Here is a 16630-nt window from a genome sequence, read left to right on the forward strand (position 1 = left end):
GCTGTGACGCGGCGGGATGTCCCAGCTGGCCTGACAGGCCGAAACTCGGTGCCCAGGCGTTCCGCCGCACCGCACCGAAGGAGCTGCTGGTATGACCGAGCACAACCCCCGCACGTACCTCGACTACACCGACCGGGTGTGGCGGGGCGAGGAGACCCTGCTGCCGCATCTGACGGGCGCGTTCACCTCGGAGGAGCTGGTCCGGGTCCGCGACCGGATCGGGTTCTTCCCCGCCTTCGCCAACGTGGCCGTCTTCGACACCGGCTCGGGTCTGGTCCTGGTGGACTCGGGCGACGTGCGCACGGCCGAGCTGCTGCACACGGCGGTGCGCTCGTTCAGCCAGGACCCGGTGCGGGCGGTCGTCTTCACGCACGGCCACGTCGACCACGTCTTCGGCACCGCGCACTTCGACGCCGAGCCGGTCCGCCCCGAGGTGATCGCGCACGAGGCGGTGGCCGCCCGCTTCGACCGGTACGTGGCGACCTCGGGCTACAACACCTGGATCAACCGGCGCCAGTTCGGCGTACCGGGCCTCGAGTGGCCCACCGAGTACCGCTACCCGGACACGACGTTCCGCGACCGGCTGACCGTCCGTCACGGCGAGTTGACGTTCGAGCTGTTCCACGCGCGCGGGGAGACCGACGACCACACCTACGTGTGGGTCCCGGAGCTCAAGACCCTCTGCACGGGCGACCTCTTCATCTGGAACTCGCCCAACGCCGGCAACCCGCAGAAGGCGCAGCGCTACCCGGAGGAGTGGGCGCGGGCGCTGCGGGCCATGGGCGAGCTGGGCGCCGAGGTGCTGCTGCCGGGCCACGGCATCCCCATCGTCGGCGCGGACCGGGTGGCGCGGGCGCTCGACGACACGGCGAGCCTGCTCGAGTCGCTGTGCGCGCAGACCCGGGACCTGATGAACGCGGGGCTGCGCCTCGACGCGGTCATCCACGGCGTGAAGGTCCCGCAGGAGCTGCTCGCGAAGCCGTACCTCCACCCCGCGTACGACGAGCCGGAGTTCGTCGTACGGAACCTGTGGCGGCTGTGGGGCGGCTGGTACGACCAGAATCCGGCCCATCTGAAGCCGGCGCCCGAGGCGGCCGTCGCGGCGGAGTTCGCGGACGCGGCGGGCGGTGCGCTCGCCCTCGCCGAGCGGGCGGCCCGGCTCCTCGCGGAGGGCGATCTGCGGCTGGCCTCGCACCTGGCGGAGACGGCCGCCCTCGCGGCCCCCGAGGACGCCGAGGTCGCCCGGATCAGGGCCCGGGTGTACGGGACGCGGGCGGGCCGCGAGACGTCGACGATGGCCCGCGGGGTCTTCCACTGGGCGGCGGCGGAGTCCGCGGCGGTGGCGGAGGGCACCGACGTCGCGACGGAGCTGACCCGGACCGCCGAGGGACGCGACCGGGCCGCGGGCGCGATCAGCGTGGGGGTCGTCGCCGACGAGGACGCGTGCTGCGGGTGAGCGGCACACCGACACCGAGCGGGGCCGCACCCAGCGGCGCGGCGGCGGGCGGGGCGGCGGACAGAACGGCGCGCAGCAGCCCCTGGGGCACGACGTGGCTGCTGCTCGGGTTCATGCTGGTCAACTTCGCGGACAAGGCGGTCCTCGGTCTCGCCGGACCGGGCATCATGCGCGAGTTCGGCATCTCGCGGCAGGAGTTCGGGGCCGCGCAGGCCGCGTTCTTCGCGCTGTTCTCGGTGTCGGCGCTGGCCGTGTCGGTCCTGACCCGGAAGGTGCGGACGTCCGTCCTGCTGCTCGGGATGGCGCTGCTGTGGTCGGTGGCCCAGCTGCCGATGGTGTGGGCGGCCGCCGGGTTCGGCACGCTGGTGCTGACCCGGGTGCTGCTCGGCGCGGCGGAGGGCCCGGCGGCCCCGGTGGCGGTCCACCACCTGCACGGCTGGTTCGGTCAGCGGGACCGGAACCTGCCGACGGCGGTCCTGATGGTCGGCGCCGCGGCGGGGGTCGCGGTCGCCGCGCCCGTCCTGTCGGCGGTGATCTCCGCGTGGGGCTGGCGCTGGGCCTTCGGCACGGTCGGTGTGATCGGCCTGGTGTGGGCGGTGATCTGGCGCCGGTACGGCTCCGAGGGTCCGCTCGCACCCCCGGTGGGGGGCGCGCGCGGGCGGGAGGACGCGGGGGTTCCGGAGGTGCCGCTGCGGCGGGTCCTGCTGAGCGGCACGTTCCTGACGGCGTGCGCGGGCTCGTTCGCCGCGTACTGGCTGATGAGTTCGAAGCTGACCTGGCTGCCGGACTACCTGGAGACGGTCCTCGGCTGGGACGCGCACCGGGCGGGTCTGATGGTGGGCGCGGGAGCCGTTGCCAACGGCGTCGTCCTGCTGGTCCACGGCGTGGTCGCGCAGCGGGCGGCCCGGCGCGGACGGCCGGGGCGGCTGCCGGCGGGCTCGGGCGCGGGGGTGCTGCTCCTGCTGTCGGCCGCCGCCGTGACGGTCTTCGCGACGGCGGACGCGGACTGGTTGCGGGTGCCGATGATGTTCGGCCCGATGGCGCTCGCGCTGCCGATGATGACCGTGAGCCAGACGGCGGTCGCCCGGATCACCCCGCCCTCGCAGCGGGGTGTGGTGCTCGGGGCGGTGGTGTGCGTCTTCGCCCTGGGCGGGGTCCTCGCGCCGCTGGTCCTCGGCGGGATCGTGGACGCGGGCGCGACGGCGGCCCGGGGCTACGAGAACGGCTGGCTGTTCACGGCCGGTCTGCTGGCGGTCGCGGGCGCCGTGACGGCCGTGTTCCTGCGCCCCGAGCGGGACGCGGAGCGGCTGGGGGTCCCGGAGACGCCGTCGCTGGGGGTGCCGGTGGCGCACTGAGGGAAGGCCGTACGGGTACGGGGGCCGCACACGCGCCCCCGTACCCGGCGGTGTCACCAGCCCAGGGCGCGTACCCCCGCCGTGACGGCGACGGCCGCGCCGACGACCACGAGGAACGGGGCGCGCAGGACGAGCGCGACGGCCGCCGCGGCGAGTCCGGCGGCGCGGGCGTCGAGGACGACCGCGCTGCCCGCCCCGAACGTCTGCTGGGCGGTGAGCGCGGCGAGCAGCGCCATGGGCAGCAGGGCGGCGAGCCGCTGCACGAGCGGTCGCTCAAGGGCTCCGGCGGGCACGAGCAGGCCGACCAGTTTGACCAGGTAGCACCCGGCGGCGGTCAGGGCGATCGCGATCCAGACGGTCATCGGGGGTCCTTCTCTCGTGCGGCCGGGGCCATGCGGCGGCCCTGGAACCAGAGCACCAGGGGCGCGGCGAGGGCCGCGGCGAGGACCGGGACTCCGGCGGGCAGGACGGGCAGCAGCCCGAGGCCGAGCAGGACGGCGATCCCGGCGGTGGCCCGCTCGGTCGCGGACTTCAGCATGGGGGCGAGCAGGGCGAGGAAGACGGCGGGTCCGGCCGCGTCGAGCCCCCAGGCGGCGGTGTCGCCGATCGCCTCGGCGCCGAGCGCCCCGAGGAGCGTGGTCGCGTTCCACAGGACGTACAGCGTGAGTCCGGTGGCGGTGAAGCCGATGCGTGCGGCCCGGCGGGACGGCTGGGCGAGGGCGACCGCCGTGGTCTCGTCGATCACCCAGTGCGCGGCGAGCGGCCTGACGGCCTTCGGGAGGGCGAGGAGTTGGGAGAGCCGCAGTCCGTAGAAGGCGTTGCGGGTGCCCAGGAAGAAGGCGCCGGCGGCGGCCGTGAAGGGGTTGCCGCCCGCGGCGAGCGCCCCGACGAGGGCGAACTGCGAGGCGCCCGTGAAGACGAGCAGGCTGAGGACGCAGGTCTGGAGGACGCTGAGTCCCGAGCCCGCCGAGGTCACGCCGAAGGCGAAGCCGGAGAGGCCGACGGCGACGCCGACACCGAGGGCGTCGCGGACGACGGCCGCGTCGGGTTTGGACGGTGTGTCGTCGCGTATGACGGGGGGTGCTGTCTGTTCTGCCACGTCAGGGACGTTACGGGGGTGTCGGCGGCCCGGTCTTGTACGTTCTTGCGGCGGATCCGGCCGTCCTCGCGGAGCCGCCCCGCGCGCGTTGGTACGCCCCCGGCGGCACCCCGACGCTGCGGGTGAAGTGCCGGTTGAGGTGCGACTGGTCGGTGAAGCCGACGGCGGCGGCCGCGTCCGCCGGGGGCGTACCGGTGTCCAGGAGCTGCCTGGCCCGCCGTACGCGCGCGTCGGTGAGCCAGGTGTGCGGCGGCATCCCGTACGCGTCCCTGAACGCCCGCAGGAGGGCGAAGGGGCTGGTGCCGAGCTCTCCGGCGAGCCGTTCCAGGGTCGGCGGTTCGACCATGCGGTCCTCCAGGACGGCACGCGCGCGTGCCGCGTTCCGGGCGCCCGCGGAGAGCGCCGGGAGCGGGGTGACGAGCCCGCCGTGACTGCGCAGCATGCGGGCCGTGACGAGCCGGAGCAGGCTGTCGGCCGCGAGCGCGTTGCCCTCCTCCGCGGCCCGGTGGACGCCGACGACGAGCCGGGCGGCGTACGGGTCGTCGACGACGGGCGCGGTGAAGCCGACCGAGCCGCGCAGGGCGAGGGTGTCGGCGGCGATGGACCGGACGATCTCCGCGTCGGGGTAGATCGTGCGGTACGTCCAGCCCTCGGGCACGCCCGCGTGCCCGGTGTGCGGGGTGTCGGGGTTGACCAGGGCGATCTGTCCGGGGCTCGCGTGGACGAGCTCGTCGCGGTAGTGGAAGGCCTCGACGCCCGCGGTGATCGCGGCGAACACGAAGGTCTCGTGGGTGTGCCGGGCGAAGGCCTTACGGATGTAGTGGGCGTGCAGCAGGTCGACGCCGGGCAGCTCGGCGTACTGCCAGTACCGTGCCCGCTCCCCGCTCGCCATGCCTCCCATTCTGCGCCAGGGCCTCTGGCGGCGCCGCCGCCGGACCGGCTTTCCCCCAGGTCCGGGCGGTTGCCAGTGGCCGGTTTTCTCCCCAGGTCCGGGCGGTTGTCAGTGGCCGGGTGCACGATGGGGGGCATGGTCAGGTCCGCGCTCGACTCGTTCTCCCCCGCGACCCGTAGTTGGTTCACCGGGGCCTTCACCGCGCCCACGGCGGCACAGGAGGGCGCCTGGCAGGCCATCGGCGCCGGCTCCGACGTGCTCGTCGTCGCGCCGACCGGCTCCGGCAAGACACTGGCCGCGTTCCTGGCCTCCCTGGACCGGCTCGCCTCCTCGCCGCCGCCGGCCGAGCCGAAGAAGCGCTGCCGCGTGCTGTACGTGTCACCCCTCAAGGCACTCGCCGTGGACGTCGAGCGGAACCTGCGCTCGCCCCTGACCGGCATCCGGCAGGAGTCGGTCCGCCTCGGACTGCCCGAGCCGGACGTGAAGGTCGGCATCCGGTCCGGCGACACCCCGCCCGCCGAGCGCCGGTCGCTCGCGACCCGGCCGCCGGACATCCTGATCACCACGCCCGAGTCGTTGTTCCTGATGCTGACCTCCGCCACCCGCGAGGCACTCGCGGGCGTGGAGACGGTCATCCTGGACGAGGTCCACGCGGTCGCGAGCACGAAGCGGGGCGCGCACCTGGCCCTGTCCCTGGAGCGGCTCGACGAGCTGCTGCCCCGCCCCGCGCGCCGGATCGGCCTGTCGGCCACCGTCCGCCCGGTGGACGAGGTGGCCCGCTATCTGTCGCCGGGGCGCGCCGTGGAGATCGTCCAGCCGCCGTCGGGGAAGGAGTTCGACCTCTCCGTCGTCGTCCCCGTCGAGGACATGGGCGAGCTGGGCGGCTCCCCCGCCTCCGAGGGCAAGGACGGCGGTGACAAGCCGTCGATCTGGCCGCACGTCGAGGAGCGGATCGCCGACCTCGTCCAGGCCCACCGCTCCACGATCGTCTTCGCCAACTCCCGCCGTCTCGCCGAGCGCCTGTGCAACCGGCTCAACGAGATCGCGTACGAGCGGGCGACCGGCGAACCCCTCCCGGACACGGGCTCCCCGGCCGAGATCATGGCCCAGTCGGGGGCGGCGCAGGGCGCCCCGGCGCTGCTCGCCCGCGCCCACCACGGCTCGGTGTCGAAGGAGCAGCGCGCCCAGGTGGAGGAGGACCTGAAGGCGGGCCGCCTGCCCGCCGTGGTGGCCACCTCCAGCCTGGAGCTGGGCATCGACATGGGCGCGGTCGACCTGGTCGTACAGGTCGAGTCGCCGCCGTCGGTGGCCTCCGGACTCCAGCGGGTGGGCCGCGCCGGGCACCAGGTGGGCGCGGTGTCGACGGGCGTGGTCTTCCCCAAGTACCGGGGCGACCTGGTACAGGCGGCCGTGGTCACCGAGCGGATGCGTTCGGGTGCCATCGAGTCGATGCGGATCCCCACCAACCCGCTGGACGTCCTCGCCCAGCAGATCGTCGCGATCGTCGCGCTCGACACCTGGCAGGTGGACGACCTCCTCACCCTGGTGCGCCGGGCGGCGCCGTTCTCCTCGCTGCCCGAGTCGGCGTTCACGGGCGTGCTCGACATGCTCGCCGGCCGCTATCCGTCGGACGCGTTCGCCGAACTGCGCCCGCGCGTGGTCTGGGACCGGGTCGCCGGGACGGTCACGGGGCGGCCGGGGGCGCAGCGGCTCGCCGTCACCTCGGGCGGCACGATCCCCGACCGCGGTCTGTTCGGCGTGTTCCTCGCGGGCTCGGACCCGAAGAAGGGCGGCGGCCGGGTCGGGGAGCTCGACGAGGAGATGGTGTACGAGTCGCGGGTCGGCGATGTGTTCACGCTGGGCACGACCTCCTGGCGGATCGAGGACATCACCCGGGACCGGGTGCTCGTCTCCCCCGCGCCCGGCGTGCCGGGCAGGCTGCCGTTCTGGAAGGGCGACCAGCTGGGCCGCCCGCTCGAACTGGGCCGGGCGCTCGGCGCGTTCCTCCGCGAGGTCGGCGCCCTCGCGGACGACGACGCCCGGCTGCGGCTGCTCGCCGCGGGCCTGGACGCCTGGGCGGCGGACAACGTGATGGCGTACTTGAAGGAGCAGCGCGAGGCCTGCGGCCACGTGCCGGACGACCGGACGATCCTCGTCGAGCGCTTCCGGGACGAGCTCGGGGACTGGCGGGTCGTCATCCACTCCCCGTTCGGCGCGCAGGTGCACGCCCCGTGGGCGCTGGCGCTCGGCGCACGGCTCGCCGAGCGGTACGGCATGGACGCCCAGGTGATGCACGCGGACGACGGCATCGTGCTGCGCCTCCCCGACGCCGACCTGATGGGCCTGGACATGGGCCTGGACCTCCTCGACCACGAACCGGTCGACCCCGGCCGGCATCTCGACACGACCTACGACGCCGACAAGGCGCCCGTCGGCGCGGCCGACGCCCTCTTCGACAAGGGCGAGATCGAGCAGATCGTCACCGACCAGGTCGGCGGCTCCGCGCTGTTCGCGTCCCGCTTCCGCGAGTGCGCCGCGCGGGCCCTGCTGCTGCCCAAGCGGAACCCCGGGAAGCGCACCCCGCTCTGGCAGCAGCGGCAGCGAGCGGCCCAGCTCCTCCAGGTGGCGAGCGAGTTCGGCTCGTTCCCGATCGTCCTGGAAGCCGTCCGCGAGTGCCTCCAGGACGTCTTCGACCTCCCCGGTCTGAAGGAGCTGATGGGGGACATCGAGGCCCGCCGGGTCCGTCTGGTCGAGATCACCACCCCCGAGCCGTCCCCCTTCGCCCGCTCCCTGCTCTTCGGCTACGTGGCGCAGTTCCTGTACGAGGGCGACTCCCCGCTCGCCGAGCGGCGGGCGGCCGCGCTCTCCCTGGACTCCCGGCTGCTCGCGGAGCTGCTCGGCCAGGCGGAACTGCGCGAGCTCCTCGACGCGGACGTCCTGACCGAGCTGGAGCGGGAGCTCCAGTGGCTGACGGACGACCGGCGGATCAAGGACGTGGAGGGCGTCGCCGACCTGCTGCGGGTCCTGGGCCCGCTCACCGACGGCGAACTGGTCGAGCGGGGCGCCGAGGCGGGCTGGGCGCCCGACCTCGCGGCCGCGCGCCGCGCCATCCAGGTGCGGATCGGGGGCCGGGAGCACTGGGCCGCGATCGAGGACGCCGGCCGGCTCAGGGACGCCCTGGGCACGGCCCTGCCGGTCGGCGTGCCCGAAGCCTTCACCGAGCCGGTCAAGGACCCGCTGGGCGACCTCCTCGCGCGGTACGCGCGGACGCACGGCCCGTTCACCTCCTCCCAGGCCGCCACCCGCTTCGGCCTGGGCGCGGCCATCACCGACGGCGCCCTCCAGCGGCTCGCCGCCTCGGGCCGAGCCGTCCAGGGCGAGTTCCACCCCTCCGGCATCGGCCAGGAGTGGTGCGACGCGACCGTCCTGCGCCGACTGCGCCGCCGCTCCCTCGCGGCCCTGCGCCACGAGCTGGAGCCGGTGCCCCCGGCGGCGCTCGCCACCTTCCTGCCGCAGTGGCAGCACCTGGGAAGCAGCAGCCTGCGCGGGATCGACGGCCTCGCCCGCGCGATCGAGCAGCTCCAGGGCGCGCCCGTGCCCGCGTCGGCCCTGGAGAAGCTCATCCTGCCGTCCCGGGTCGTGGGCTACTCGCCGGGGCTCCTCGACGAGCTGACGACCACCGGCGAGGTGCTCTGGGCGGGGGCGGGCTCGCTGCCCGGCAAGGACGGCTGGGTCTCGCTGTACGTCGCGGACGCGGCACCGCTGCTCCTCCCGCCCGCGCATCCGCTGGAGCTGTCCGCGCTCCACGAGTCGGTGCTCACGACCCTCTCCGGCGGATACGGTCTCTTCTTCCGCCAGATCGCCGACCAGATCCGGGCCACCACCCACCCGGACGCGACCGACCCCCAGCTCGCCGACGCCGTCTGGGACCTGGCCTGGTCGGGCCGGCTCACCAACGACACCCTGGCGCCGCTGCGCGCGCTCCTCGGCTCGGGCCGTACGGCAGGGTCCACCGCCCACCGCGCGCGGCGCACGGTCCCGCGTGGCCGGTACGGCACGCTGACGGCGGCCGCCCGCCCCGTCTCGCGCACGGGGCCGCCCACGGTCTCCGGCCGCTGGTCGCTGCTGCCCCCGCTGGAGCCGGAGCCGACCCATCGGGCGCACGCCCTGGCCCGTACCCTCCTGGACCGGCACGGCGTCGTCACCCGAGGCGCGGTCGCCGCCGAGGGCGTGGAGGGCGGCTTCTCGGCCACGTACCGGATCCTGGCCGCCTTCGAGGACAGCGGCCAGGCCCGGCGGGGCTACGTCGTGGAGGGCCTGGGTGCGGCCCAGTTCGCGATGGACGGCGCGGTGGACCGGCTGCGGGCCGCGGCGACGGCCCGCGACCGGGGCGCCGAGGCGGCGGCCGGTCCCCGGGCCCTGGTCCTCGCGGCGGCCGACCCGGCGAACGCGTACGGGGCGGCCCTGTCCTGGCCCGAGCCGCCGACCGGCGCCGGGCACAAGCCTGGGCGCAAGGCGGGCGCGCTGGTGGTCCTGGTCGACGGCGAGCTCACGCTCTACATGGAGCGCGGCGGCAAGACGCTGCTGTGCTGGCCGACCGAGCCGGACGACCCCGCTCTGGCGGCGGCGGCGGAGGCGCTGGCGGCGACGGCGCGTGCGGGGACCCTGGGCACTGTGACGGTGGAACGAATCAACGGCGCGACGTCCCTGACGTCCCCCCTGTCCCGCCCCCTGGAAACAGCCGGCTTCCACCCCACCCCAAGAGGCCTCCGCCTCCGCGCCTGACCCCCCACCCGCAAACCGCGCCCGGACCCGTTGGCCCGCACGGGGGCCCGCACCGAGGGTCTCGGGCGCAGGCCCACCCCCCGACCCGGCAAAATGGACCCGTGCCCGAAGGAGACACCATCTGGCAGGCCGCCCACCGCCTGCACACCGCCCTCGCCGGCCAAGTCCTGACCCGCGCAGACCTCCGCGTGCCCCGCTTCGCCACCGCCGACCTCACCGGCCGGACCCTCCTCGACGTCACCCCCCGCGGCAAACACCTGCTCGCCCGCATCGAGGGCGGCCTCACCCTCCACTCCCACCTCCGGATGGACGGCGCGTGGCGGGTGTACGCCACGGGGGAGCGCCCGCGCGGCGGCCCCGACCACCAGATCCGGGCGATCCTCGGAAACGCGGAGTCCACCGCGTACGGCTACCGGCTCCCGGTCCTGGAACTGATCCGTACCACGGAGGAGCCCCGCGTCGTGGGCCATCTCGGCCCGGATCTCCTCGGCCCCGACTGGGACCCGGACGAGGCCGTGCGCCGACTGACCGCCGACCCCGCCCGGACACTCGGCGAGGCCCTGCTCGACCAGCGGAACCTGGCCGGCATCGGCAACGTGTACAAGTCGGAGCTGGCCTTCCTCGCCGGCGTCACGCCCTGGCTGTCGGTCGGCGAGCTGGCCCCCGACGTCCCGGCCCGCCTCGTCGTGACCGCCCACCGCCTCCTGGAGGCGAACAAGGACCGGCCCGACCGCCGCACCACGACCACCCGCCACGCCGCCGGCACCCCGCTGCACGTCTACGGCCGCGGGGGCCACCCGTGTCTGCGCTGCGGGACCCCGATCCGCAAGGCGGAGCTGGGCGACCGGGTCACGTACTGGTGCCCCGGCTGCCAGCACGGCCCGGACGGCAAACCGACCGACGACCGAACCGACAACTCAACCGACAACCCAACCGACCCCACCAATTGACGGTCCGTCAGTTCCAGTCGTACGGTCCGACCATGACGCCCCCGGTCCTCCCGGCCTACGACCTCACCGGCCGCACCGCCTTCGTCACCGGCGCCGCAAGCGGCATCGGCCGCGCGACGGCCCTCCTCCTCGCCCAGGCAGGTGCCGCGACGCACTGCGCGGACCGGGACGGGCAGGGCGTCGAGGAGACCGCGGCCCTGATCACCCGCGCCGGAGGCACCGCCCACCCGCACATCCTCGACGTCACCGACCGCACCGCCCTGGCCACTGCCGTCACCGCGGCGGGCCCGCTCCACGTCATGGCCGCCATCGCCGGCATCATGCACACGAGCTCGGTCCTGGAGACCCGCGAAGAGGACCTCGACCGCGTCCTCGCGGTCAATTTCAAGGGCGTGCTGTACGCGTGCCAGGAGGCGGCCCGCTCGATGCTCGCGGCCGGCACCCCGGGCTCGATCGTGACGATGGCCTCGGGCGCGATGGACACCGCAAGCCCCGGCCTGCTCTGCTACAGCGTCACGAAGGCGGCCGTCGTCCAACTGACGAAGACCCTGGCGACAGAAGTCGGCCGGCACGGCATCCGGGTCAACGCGGTCGCCCCGGGCTGGATCCGCACCCCCATGACGGACCGCCACGAGCCCGCCGCACAGCAGCAGGCGGAAGCGGCGATGATCCGTCACTCACCGCTGGGGCGGGTCGGCGAGGCCGAGGACATCGCACACGCGGTCCTGCACCTGGCCTCCGACGCCTCCGCGTTCACGACGGGTCAGATCCTGCGCCCCAACGGCGGCGTCGCGATGCCCTGGTGAGCCGCCGGGCCACCGCCACCACGCCCGGTCGCCCCGACGAGGCGGCCACGTGCACCGGCAGCAGGCTCAGGCCCCAGCCACTGGCGGCCACCGCCCCTTCGACCGGCCCGGCCTCCCCCGGTGCGAGCACCAGGCGCAGCACCGCCCACCACCAGAGCCCCCCGGCCGCCAGCCCGATCGCGACCAGCGCGAGCGTCACCGGCGGTATCCGTCGCCGTACCATGGCCGCCTCCTGCCGCCGACGCTAGACCGGCAGGATCACCCTGCGGGAGGGCGCACCGGGGTGAAACCCAGCGCACACCACACATATCGCCCCAAGAGGCGCCACTACCGACACCGTCACCGGCCCGCCCGCCCCCGCCCTAGACGCTCTCGGCCTGGAACATCCACGCGTGCTTCTCGAGTTCACCCGTCAGAGTGATCAGGAGGTCCTGGCTGACCGGGTCGGGGTCGCCGGTCGCGTCGACGCGTTCCCGCATCCGGGTGATCACGGCGCCGAGCGCGGCGACGAGGATCTGGACCGCCTCCTCGTCCTTGATCCAGCCTTCCGGCACCGTTCCGATCGCGCTGGAGGAAGCGACGGTCGCCGAGCGTCCGTCCGGGCTGACGCCGAGGGCCGAGGCGCGCTCGGCCACGGTGTCGGAGTGCAGCCGGGCGGTGTCGACCACCTCGTCCAGCTGGAGGTGGACGGAGCGGAAGCGCGGCCCGACGACGTTCCAGTGCACCTGCTTGGCGACCAGGGCGAGGTCGACCAGGTCGACCAGTGCCCCCTGGAGCGCGTTGCCGACCGTCTTGAGGTCGGTCTCGGACAGCGGGCTCTTCACGACAGACATTGCGAATTCTCCAACCAGTCGAACGTTCCCCCACCATGGCACGCCTGACCGGAACCCGGCATCTCAAACAATTCGCCCCAAAGACAGCGGCAGAAACAAGAGAAGCCCCGGTCGGCACCCCACCAGGGGGTACCGACCGGGGCTTCTCCCCGTTTCGGGTCAGGCAGCGGTCAGGCAGCGACGACGTCGACCGCTTCCGCGGGCGCCTTGATGGTCACCCGCTCGGTGGGCACTCGTGCCACCGACGTCACCGACACCGAATTGAGCCTCGGGCGTACCGGCGTCGGCACCGGTTCGCTCGCCGCCGCCGACTCGGCCAGTTCGGCCAGTGACAGCTCGTCGCTCACTTCACGCATGAGCTCGGACATCCGTACGTCCAGCGCGTCGCAGATCGCGGAGAGCAGCTCGGAGGAAGCCTCCTTCTGCCCCCGCTCCACCTCGGAGAGATAGCCGAGCGAGACTCGGGCGGACGAGGAGACTTCGCGCAGAGTACGGCCCTGACGCTGGCGCTGCCGACGCAGCACGTCACCCAACAGGCGACGGAGCAGAATCATCGGTGGCTCCCTCCTCGGACCGCGTAGCCGCATCCTTCATGCCCCACCGTACCGCCTCGCGCTGCGGCCGTGCGGGGAGCGATGTCGTGTTCACTCAGGGCTGCAAACATCAATTCCCCCCGTTGTGTTCCGTATCCTGTGCCCGCGCATTTCCCGAGAGTTCCTCATGGAGCAGTTCCAGCACGCTCCGTACACTCTCTTTACGGATGTCCGCCCGGTCGCCGTTCAACCGCAGCGAGACGACTTTCCCCGCGCGGGCGCCGGTCGCGGCGGGTCCCGCGACCCCCACGTAGACGGTCCCGACGGCCTGTCCGTCCTGCGGGTCGGGCCCCGCGACCCCGGTCGTCGAGACGCCCCAGTCGGCGCCGAGCCGGTCCCGTACACCGGCTGCCATCTGCAGCGCGACCTCGGGGTCCACCGCCCCGCGCGCCGCGAGAAGGGCCTCGTCGACCCCGAGCAGCTCGTGCTTGAGGGGCGTCGCGTACGCCGTGACGGACCCCCGGAAGGAAGCCGAGGCCCCGGGCACCCCGGTGAGTTCCGCGGCCACCAGACCACCCGTGAGCGACTCCGCGACGGCCAGCGTGTGACCACGCTCCGCGAGCAGCGCCAGCACCCGGGCGGCCACGGTCATCGCGTCGCCGTCTCCGACCGCGCGGCCGCCCGCTCCTCCGCGAGCCCCTGGCGGCGCAGCACGACCGCCTGCCGTACGTAGTCCAGGCCGGTGACGACCGTCAGGACGACGGCCAACGTCATCACCCAGAACCGCAGGGTGGCCAGCGGCCCGGTGAGCATCAGCACGTACATGCCGACCGCCGTGCCCTGGGCGAGCGTCTTCATCTTGCCGCCCCGGCTGGCCGGGATGACCCCGTGCCGGATCACCCAGAACCGCATCAGGGTGATCCCCAGCTCGCGGGCCAGGATGACCCCGGTCACCCACCAGGGAAGGTCCCCGAGCAAGGACAGGGAGATCAGGCCGGCCGCCATGATCGCCTTGTCGGCGATCGGGTCGGCGATCTTCCCGAAGTCCGTGACCAGGTTGTACGTACGGGCGAGGTGCCCGTCGAAGACGTCCGTGATCATGGCGACGGCGAACGCCGCCCACGCCCAGGCGCGCCACGCGGGGTCGTGCCCGCCGTCCTGGAGGAGCAGCAGCACGAAGCCCGGCACGAGCACGAGCCGGATCATGGTCAGGATGTTGGCGATGTTCCACAGGCTGGCCTGGTTGACGGCCGCCGAGCCCAGCTTGCCGCGGGGCGCCGGCCTACCGGTCCCGCCCGTCGCGGATGCCGGGACTCCGGTCATCTGGCTGCCTCCTCGAAAAGACACTCGGCCACCAGGTCGACGCCTTCCGTGCCGACGACCTTCGCCCTGACCATACGGCCCGGGGCCAGGTCGGGGCTCGTACCGTCGGCCGTGGTGAGGACCACCTGCCCGTCGGTCTCGGGGGCCTGGTGGGCGGCGCGGCCGATCACGCCGTCCTCCTCGTCCACGGACTCGACCAGTACTTCAAGGGTCTCTCCGATCCGCTCTTCCGCGCGCTGCGCGGTGAGCTCCTCGGCGAGCCGGGAGAGGTGGGCGAGCCGCGCGTCGACGACGTCCTGGTCGAGCTTGTGCTCGTACGTGGCGGCCTCGGTGCCGTCCTCGTCGGAGTAGCCGAAGACGCCGATGGCGTCGAGCCGCGCGTGGGTGATGAAGCGTTCCAGCTCGGCGAAGTCCGCCTCGGTCTCGCCGGGGAAGCCGACGATGAAGTTGGAGCGGGCACCGGCCGTGGGCGCCTTGGACCGGATGGTCTCCAGGAGCTCGAGGAAGCGGTCGGTGTCGCCGAAGCGGCGCATGGCCCGCAGCACGTCCGGGGCGCTGTGCTGGAAGGACAGGTCGAAGTACGGCACGACCTTCTCGGTCGAGGTGAGGACGTCGATCAGCCCGGGGCGCATCTCGGCGGGCTGGAGGTAGCTCACGCGGACGCGCTCGATGCCGTCCACCGCGGCGAGTTCGGGCAGCAGACCCTCCAGGAGCCTGATGTCCCCGAGGTCCTTGCCGTAGGAGGTGTTGTTCTCGGAGACCAGCATGATCTCCTTCACTCCCTGCTCGGCGAGCCAGCGCGTCTCGTTCAGCACGTCCGAGGGACGGCGCGAGACGAAGGAGCCGCGGAAGGAGGGGATGGCGCAGAAGGTGCAGCGGCGGTCGCAGCCGGAGGCGAGCTTCACGGAGGCGACGGGGCTGGTGTCCAGGCGGCGGCGGAGCGGCGCGCGCGGCCCAGAGGCGGGCGCGAGACCGTCCGGCAGGTCGCTCGGCACGTTCTCGGGGGCGTCGACGACACCATGGCCGGGGAGGGCCACGGCCGCGGCTGCCTCCTGGCGCTCCACGGGCGAGAGCGGCAGCAGCTTGCGCCGGTCACGCGGGGTGTGGGCCTCGACACTGCCACCGCTGAGGATGGTCTGGAGGCGGTTGGAGATGTCGGAGTAGTCGTCGAAGCCGAGGACACCGTCGGCCTCCGGGAGGGCCTCCGCGAGCTCCTTGCCGTACCGCTCGGCCATACAGCCGACGGCGACCACGGCCTGGGTCTTGCCGTGGTCCTTCAGGTCATTGGCTTCGAGCAGGGCGTCGACGGAGTCCTTCTTGGCGGCCTCGACGAATCCGCAGGTGTTGACGACGGCGACATCCGCGTCCTCGGCGTTCTCGACGAGCTCCCAGCCGTCCGCTGCCAAGCGGCCTGCAAGCTCCTCCGAGTCCACCTCGTTACGGGCGCAGCCAAGAGTGACAAGGGCGACGGTACGGCGTTCGGGCATGGACTCAAGACTACTTCGTCCCGGCCGTTCCCCCGTCGCGCAGGGTTCACCCGCGCGACAGAGGTCACATCGGGGGTCACCTCACGAGGCTCATCCGGCCTCGGGGTCACCCTTCGTGTACGTGAGCCGCTCCACCTGGCCGGATTCGAACTTGTCCTGGAGCTTCTTGCCGTTCACGTGGAGCTCGATCGCTCCGGCGTTGCCGAGGACCAGGTCGATGCGCTCGTCGTCCTGGAAGGTCTTGGACTCGCCCTCCAGGAGGAGGCCGTCGAAGAGCAGCTTGCCGTTGTGGTCCTTGGCCGAGATCCAGCTCTTGTCGTCGATCGCGGAGAGCTTCACCGTCACCTTGTCCCGCGGGACGGCGGCGATCGCGCTCTCGGTGGGCTTCGGGGCGGGCTTGACCGGCTTCGGCTTGGCGGCGGCCGTGGCCTTCTCCGGCGCGGGCGCCGGTCCGCCCTCAGCCGTGGCGCCCTTCGGGGGCTCGTTCCCGTCGAACATCGTGAAGCCGACGAAACCGACGACGGCGACGATGGCCGCGACCATCGCGGCGGTCCAGTTGGGCCGGCGACGCTCGGGGCGGATACGTTCCGCCTCGAACAGCGGGGCAGCGGGGGTGGGCGCGGGACGGCCGCCGTGGTCGCCGTCGTACCGCTCGATCAGCGGAGCGGGATCGAGGCCGACGGCGCGCGCGAGGGTACGGATGTGCCCGCGGGCGTAGACGTCGCCGCCGCAGCGCGAGAAGTCGTCCTCCTCGATCGCGTGCACGATCGGGATCCGGACACGGGTGGAGGCACTGACCTCTTCGACGGTGAGACCGGCGGCGATGCGGGCCTGCTGGAGAGCACGACCGATCGGGTGCCGGTCGTCTGCCGGGAAGGTCCGGTCGTCTTCGGGGGAGTTGCCGATGGACACGAGAGCGCCTTTCGAGCGTGTAGCCACCTGCTGGACGTTCAGTCTATGGGTGGTACGAAAGGGTGGGGCAACCGGGCGGGTGCTGTTTGTACGCCATGAGGCTGGGACATCCTTCTGTCCTTCCGTCCAACTTGACGTACGGCCAGGGGAAACGGTTGCCCATCGTTCCCTTACGAGTGAGTCTCGACCCGGTCTCGAT

Annotated in this window: 15 protein-coding genes; 5 read left to right on the plus strand and 10 right to left on the minus strand. The window is 73.4% G+C overall.

The window, feature by feature from the left end:
* Positions 1 to 91 precede the first annotated feature (91 nt).
* The gene (locus ABT034_RS17455; protein ID WP_351215982.1) at positions 92 to 1456 is read left to right on the plus strand and encodes an alkyl sulfatase dimerization domain-containing protein; all 1365 of its coding nucleotides are present in this window, start codon (positions 92 to 94) and stop codon (positions 1454 to 1456) included.
* Complete coding sequence (locus ABT034_RS17460) at positions 1453 to 2811, plus strand: MFS transporter (RefSeq protein ID WP_351215984.1); 1359 nt, start codon at positions 1453 to 1455, stop codon at positions 2809 to 2811. Before ABT034_RS17455 ends, ABT034_RS17460 begins: the two co-directional genes overlap by 4 nt.
* Positions 2812 to 2864: 53 nt before the next feature.
* On the opposite strand, the gene ABT034_RS17465 is transcribed toward ABT034_RS17460, so the two are convergent.
* From ABT034_RS17465 to ABT034_RS17475, 3 genes are read right to left on the minus strand one after another with little or no spacing between them, the layout of a single operon-like run.
* The gene (locus ABT034_RS17465; protein ID WP_351215986.1) at positions 2865 to 3173 is read right to left on the minus strand and encodes an AzlD domain-containing protein; all 309 of its coding nucleotides are present in this window, start codon (positions 3171 to 3173) and stop codon (positions 2865 to 2867) included.
* The gene (locus tag ABT034_RS17470; RefSeq protein WP_351215988.1) at positions 3170 to 3910 is read right to left on the minus strand and encodes an AzlC family ABC transporter permease; all 741 of its coding nucleotides are present in this window, start codon (positions 3908 to 3910) and stop codon (positions 3170 to 3172) included. Before ABT034_RS17470 ends, ABT034_RS17465 begins: the two co-directional genes overlap by 4 nt.
* Before the next feature lie 10 nt (positions 3911 to 3920).
* Positions 3921 to 4802, minus strand: a complete 882-nt coding sequence (locus ABT034_RS17475; protein ID WP_351215990.1) for an AraC family transcriptional regulator — start codon at positions 4800 to 4802, stop codon at positions 3921 to 3923.
* Positions 4803 to 4937: 135 nt separating this feature from the next.
* Here ABT034_RS17475 and ABT034_RS17480 point away from each other — a divergent pair, with 135 nt between their 5' ends.
* The 3 genes from ABT034_RS17480 (at position 4938) to ABT034_RS17490 (ending at position 11343) form a co-directional block, all read left to right on the plus strand.
* On the plus strand, positions 4938 to 9587 hold the full coding sequence (locus ABT034_RS17480; RefSeq protein ID WP_351215992.1) for an Lhr family ATP-dependent helicase: 4650 nt from the start codon (positions 4938 to 4940) through the stop codon (positions 9585 to 9587).
* Between the two features lie 101 nt (positions 9588 to 9688).
* Positions 9689 to 10537 carry an Fpg/Nei family DNA glycosylase gene (locus ABT034_RS17485; RefSeq protein WP_351215994.1) on the plus strand — a complete coding sequence of 283 codons (849 nt, stop codon included), beginning with the start codon at positions 9689 to 9691 and terminating at the stop codon, positions 10535 to 10537.
* A 32-nt stretch (positions 10538 to 10569) separates the two neighbouring features.
* On the plus strand, positions 10570 to 11343 hold the full coding sequence (locus tag ABT034_RS17490) for an SDR family NAD(P)-dependent oxidoreductase (RefSeq protein ID WP_351215996.1): 774 nt from the start codon (positions 10570 to 10572) through the stop codon (positions 11341 to 11343).
* Here the strand turns inward: ABT034_RS17490 and ABT034_RS17495 are convergent.
* The 7 genes from ABT034_RS17495 to ABT034_RS17525 form a co-directional block, all read right to left on the minus strand.
* Positions 11291 to 11566 carry a hypothetical protein gene (locus tag ABT034_RS17495; RefSeq protein WP_351215998.1) on the minus strand — a complete coding sequence of 92 codons (276 nt, stop codon included), beginning with the start codon at positions 11564 to 11566 and terminating at the stop codon, positions 11291 to 11293. The genes ABT034_RS17490 and ABT034_RS17495 overlap by 53 nt on opposite strands.
* 139 nt (positions 11567 to 11705) lie before the next feature.
* Complete coding sequence (locus ABT034_RS17500; RefSeq protein WP_351216000.1) at positions 11706 to 12176, minus strand: Dps family protein; 471 nt, start codon at positions 12174 to 12176, stop codon at positions 11706 to 11708.
* 170 nt (positions 12177 to 12346) lie between these two features.
* Complete coding sequence (locus ABT034_RS17505) at positions 12347 to 12730, minus strand: helix-turn-helix domain-containing protein (protein WP_351216002.1); 384 nt, start codon at positions 12728 to 12730, stop codon at positions 12347 to 12349.
* Between the two features lie 109 nt (positions 12731 to 12839).
* A complete protein-coding gene (locus ABT034_RS17510) occupies positions 12840 to 13361 on the minus strand; it encodes a CinA family protein (RefSeq protein ID WP_351216004.1) in 522 nt (173 codons plus the stop codon).
* Entirely contained in the window at positions 13358 to 14032 is a 675-nt protein-coding gene (gene pgsA / locus ABT034_RS17515) for a CDP-diacylglycerol--glycerol-3-phosphate 3-phosphatidyltransferase (RefSeq protein ID WP_351216006.1), read from the minus strand. The genes ABT034_RS17510 and pgsA overlap by 4 nt, the downstream gene beginning before the upstream one ends.
* Complete coding sequence (gene rimO, locus ABT034_RS17520; protein ID WP_351216008.1) at positions 14029 to 15519, minus strand: 30S ribosomal protein S12 methylthiotransferase RimO; 1491 nt, start codon at positions 15517 to 15519, stop codon at positions 14029 to 14031. Before rimO ends, pgsA begins: the two co-directional genes overlap by 4 nt.
* A 90-nt stretch (positions 15520 to 15609) precedes the next feature.
* Positions 15610 to 16431, minus strand: coding sequence for a helix-turn-helix domain-containing protein (locus tag ABT034_RS17525; RefSeq protein ID WP_351216010.1), 822 nt, complete (start codon positions 16429 to 16431; stop codon positions 15610 to 15612).
* Between the last annotated feature and the right edge of the window lie 199 nt (positions 16432 to 16630).

This window comes from Streptomyces sp. NPDC002773, from assembly GCF_040295605.1.
Classification (GTDB): domain Bacteria; phylum Actinomycetota; class Actinomycetes; order Streptomycetales; family Streptomycetaceae; genus Streptomyces.

Excerpts from the sequence above, each read along its gene's own strand:
- ABT034_RS17500 (WP_351216000.1), bottom strand. The coding sequence starts at position 12,176 with ATGTCTGTCGTGAAGAGCCCGCTGTCCGAGACCGACCTCAAGACGGTC.
- rimO (WP_351216008.1), bottom strand. The coding sequence starts at position 15,519 with ATGCCCGAACGCCGTACCGTCGCCCTTGTCACTCTTGGCTGCGCCCGT.
- ABT034_RS17455 (WP_351215982.1), top strand. The coding sequence starts at position 92 with ATGACCGAGCACAACCCCCGCACGTACCTCGACTACACCGACCGGGTG.
- ABT034_RS17480 (WP_351215992.1), top strand. The coding sequence starts at position 4,938 with ATGGTCAGGTCCGCGCTCGACTCGTTCTCCCCCGCGACCCGTAGTTGG.
- ABT034_RS17465 (WP_351215986.1), bottom strand. The coding sequence starts at position 3,173 with ATGACCGTCTGGATCGCGATCGCCCTGACCGCCGCCGGGTGCTACCTG.
- ABT034_RS17490 (WP_351215996.1), top strand. The coding sequence starts at position 10,570 with ATGACGCCCCCGGTCCTCCCGGCCTACGACCTCACCGGCCGCACCGCC.
- pgsA (WP_351216006.1), bottom strand. The coding sequence starts at position 14,032 with ATGACCGGAGTCCCGGCATCCGCGACGGGCGGGACCGGTAGGCCGGCG.
- ABT034_RS17495 (WP_351215998.1), bottom strand. The coding sequence starts at position 11,566 with ATGGTACGGCGACGGATACCGCCGGTGACGCTCGCGCTGGTCGCGATC.
- ABT034_RS17475 (WP_351215990.1), bottom strand. The coding sequence starts at position 4,802 with ATGGCGAGCGGGGAGCGGGCACGGTACTGGCAGTACGCCGAGCTGCCC.
- ABT034_RS17505 (WP_351216002.1), bottom strand. The coding sequence starts at position 12,730 with ATGATTCTGCTCCGTCGCCTGTTGGGTGACGTGCTGCGTCGGCAGCGC.
- ABT034_RS17510 (WP_351216004.1), bottom strand. The coding sequence starts at position 13,361 with ATGACCGTGGCCGCCCGGGTGCTGGCGCTGCTCGCGGAGCGTGGTCAC.